At 55.0% G+C, this 3195-nt stretch carries 3 protein-coding genes; 1 reads left to right on the forward strand and 2 read right to left on the reverse strand.

The window, feature by feature from the left end; translation table 11 throughout:
- The first annotated feature begins 26 nt into the window (after positions 1-26).
- Complete coding sequence (locus ABDW36_RS13445; RefSeq protein ID WP_343702425.1) at positions 27-182, forward strand: hypothetical protein; 156 nt, start codon at positions 27-29, stop codon at positions 180-182.
- 79 nt (positions 183-261) lie between these two features.
- On the opposite strand, the gene ABDW36_RS13450 is transcribed toward ABDW36_RS13445, so the two are convergent.
- Complete coding sequence (locus tag ABDW36_RS13450) at positions 262-2106, reverse strand: OmpA family protein (protein WP_343702426.1); 1845 nt, start codon at positions 2104-2106, stop codon at positions 262-264.
- A gap of 17 nt (positions 2107-2123) precedes the next feature.
- Positions 2124-3128 carry a type IX secretion system membrane protein PorP/SprF gene (locus ABDW36_RS13455; RefSeq protein ID WP_343702427.1) on the reverse strand — a complete coding sequence of 335 codons (1005 nt, stop codon included), beginning with the start codon at positions 3126-3128 and terminating at the stop codon, positions 2124-2126.
- Positions 3129-3195 lie beyond the last annotated feature (67 nt).

Raw genomic sequence — 3195 nt, forward strand, 5'->3', positions numbered from 1 at the left:
TTTGTCAACACCAAATTGTTACAGCTATGTCATTATTATCGAACAGCAATAAGAAAGACGGCAAGAAAGGGAATAAAAAGGCCAACAACTTGCCTGGTGTAAACAATACATTCCAGAAGCCGACCAAGGCACAGTCCTTCTCCAAAAAACCGCTGAAAACCGGCGGTACGCGGGGTAGCTGATACGCTGATGAACGCATTAAAATTAAAAAGGGAGGCGCAATGAAGTGCCTCCCTTTTTTGATATAAGTACTCCCTGTCATCAGTAAATGACCTTTAGTTCAGAGCGCCTGTTTTGCCGCTGCTGCTCTTCCGTGCAGGGCACCCCGTCTTTACAGGCGTTGACGAGGAATTGTTCTCCAAGATTGAGATAATACATCCGTTTTACCTCTATCCCTTTACCCGCCAGGTATTCTATCACCGCAAAGCAGCGCAGGGCAGAGAGATCGGTATTATAGTCATCCGTACCGCGGCTGTCTGTATAAGACAGTACGGTCAGTTTCCAGTCAGGGTGTTGTTTCAGCACACCGCTCACGTAATCCAGCACCTTGCGGGATTCCGGCAGCAGCCTGGCGCTGTTGAAGTCATACAGGAAGCGCAGTTTTTCCAGCTCTGCGATCAGCTTCTCTTCTTCAGGCGTGGGCGCTTTTTTGCCCCATGGCGTAGTGCCGCCGGGCGCTGCAGGTTTGCCCGCTGCCTGATCTGGCACATTTGTGCCCGGTTGCCCGCCGGTGGCGGCCGGCACGCCTGTGAAGTACGCCGCGTCCATAAAGCGGTACACATCGTCAGCCCCCAGGCCGCCCGGGCGGTTGGATGAAAAGTAACCTTCGTAGCCGTTGGGCTTTAATATCAATCCCATGTCATCTGCCCCGGTGTTGAACGGGGGCCGCAGGTTTACCGGGGTTTCCCAGCTGCTTTTGCTGCCCGCCGCGCGGAAAATATCGTAGCCGCCCATACCGGCATGCCCCTTGCTGGAGAAATACAAGGCACCTTCTTCATTGAAAGTGGGAAAAGTTTCCGCGGCTACTGTATTTAACCGGGCTCCGCAGTTCACTGGCTTGCCCCAGGTACTGTCTGCCTGTTTTTCACTGTACCAGATATCTGTTTGCCCAAAGCCTCCCGGCCTGTCAGATACAAAATACAGCACACTGCCATCCGCGTTGAGCGTGGGATGGCTGGTGGAGAACCCGTCCATATTAAGGGCGGGCAATATTTCCAAGGGGGCCCAAACATTGTCTTTTTTAACGGTATAATACAATACCAGCCTGCGCCGCCCTTGCACGTAACCTTTCTTTTGCTGCAGCTCCGGGCGGTCTTGCTCGTTGACGGTTACATACAGCGTATCTTCACCGGCGCTGAAGCAAGAGGGGCCTATGTGATAACGGTATTTGCCCAGCAGTTGCGGCAGCATTTCCTCCAGGTACATGGTGGCATTGCCTTGCGCGTATTGCTGGTAAATGTAGGCTTTGTAATAAGGCTGAAAGGAACGTTTGTCTGTGGCGGGATTGTTCTCGGCGCCATCGTTCAGCACCATTTTTCGGTAACCGTTAGATACCAGCAGCAATCCTTTCCGCACCGCGCCGCTGATCCATTCGGAGTTGGGCGTGTTCAGCTCCCGCAGGCCGCCCAGGTTGCTGAGCTTCACCGCCTGCTGCTGCCAGATCAAAGCACTGTCGCACCCCTGCAAGGCAGCGGCTTTCATGGCCAGGCTGTCTGGCTGCGTGGTACTGAACCGGCTGTACTGCTGGCGCGCGGCATCATACTGCTCCAGGTTACGCAGCACGTCCCCATAGGCAAACATCGCCGCCGCGGGGCTTCCCGGCCGCTGCACGATCTCTTCGTACCAGGCCGCCGCCTGCTGGAAATTACCGGTTTCCCGGTGGCAGTTGGCCAGCTTCACCAGCAGCTCCAGCGGGGCGCGGGCAGGCTTTTTCCTGGCCACGCGGTTAAAGAGGCTGCCGGCCAGCGCATATTCCTGCCTTGCGTACGCTTCTTCGGCCAGGCGCAGCTCGCTCTTTTGCTCCTGCGCCGCCAGCCCCAGGCTGCCGGACAGCAGCAAAGCGCAGCATGTAAATCGTTTCAGATAAAGGGAGTATGAATGTATCAAGGTTCGGCAATTTTAAATTAGAAATAGCGCGGGTTGGCCAGTGAATATTTTTTGGACGGGAACAGGAAGCCGATGGATATTTCATGAGAACCGCCCTGGTGCCCCGCCATTTTGTTAACGTTCAGATCATACGCGTAACCGATGCGCAATCTTTCATTGGCGTAAAACTCCGCCATAATGCTGGCAGCGTTCACAGCACTGAGGTCTTCCAGCAGATGGTTTTTGTTCCAGATCTTCACATTGGTGCGGTAAGACCCGCCTATCCATATTTTGTCGGCTATCAGCAGAAACGCGTTGAGGTCTACACTGGTGGGCCCTTTGAAATCTTCTTTCACCATCAGTGAAGGTTTTAGCTGCAGGGTGGAAGAAAGCGGTATCATGGTGCCGGTGGTGAAATAGAGATGCTGCGTTTTGCGGATGGTGGCGTAGTTGTTGCCCTTCCAGGAGTAGCGCGTAGCATCTGTGTACAATGCAAACAAGTCCATCACGGATACGCCGGCATAAAAGCGGGGGCTGTAATAATACACCCCGAAGCGGGCATCGGGCACCCAGTTGCTGGCCTTGCCGGTGGGGATGGCCTCATCGTCGTTATCTACGTATTGCAAAGCCGTGCCGTCTATGGCGTACTGGGTAACGCCTACGCCAATGCCCAGGCACAGGCGGCGGGTATTCTCAGCGTCCAGCGGAATGCGGTAGGCGTAAGAGCCGTAGAGAGACAATGCTTCCTGCGGGCCCAGCTGGTCTACCATCATCTGCAGGCCAAGGCCTACCTTCCCGTCTGGCGCATTGGTGAGGCCATCTATAGAAACGCCGCCCGTACGCGGCGCTCCCGGAAAGCCCGCCCACTGGTGGCGGTAAATGGCGTTCAGGTACCAGTTCTCTTTATACCCCGCATAGGCAGGGTTTACGCTGAGGCCGTTAAAAACATACTGGCTGAACTGCACGTTCTGTTGTGCCTTGCCAGGTATCACTGCTGCGGCCAGCAACAGGAGGGTCAAATAGATCGTACGTTTGCGCTGCATAATGTACTTTTTTTGTGGCGCCCGGCGCTGCCTGCTTGCGGCAGCGCCGGCTATCCACATCAGGTTA

This window comes from Chitinophaga sp. (assembly GCF_039596455.1).
Taxonomy (GTDB): domain Bacteria; phylum Bacteroidota; class Bacteroidia; order Chitinophagales; family Chitinophagaceae; genus Chitinophaga.

What these genes read in the sequence shown, in the direction of transcription:
- ABDW36_RS13445 (WP_343702425.1), top strand. Translation starts at nt 27, where the DNA reads ATGTCATTATTATCGAACAGCAATAAGAAAGACGGCAAGAAAGGGAAT.
- ABDW36_RS13455 (WP_343702427.1), bottom strand. Translation starts at nt 3,128, where the DNA reads ATGCAGCGCAAACGTACGATCTATTTGACCCTCCTGTTGCTGGCCGCA.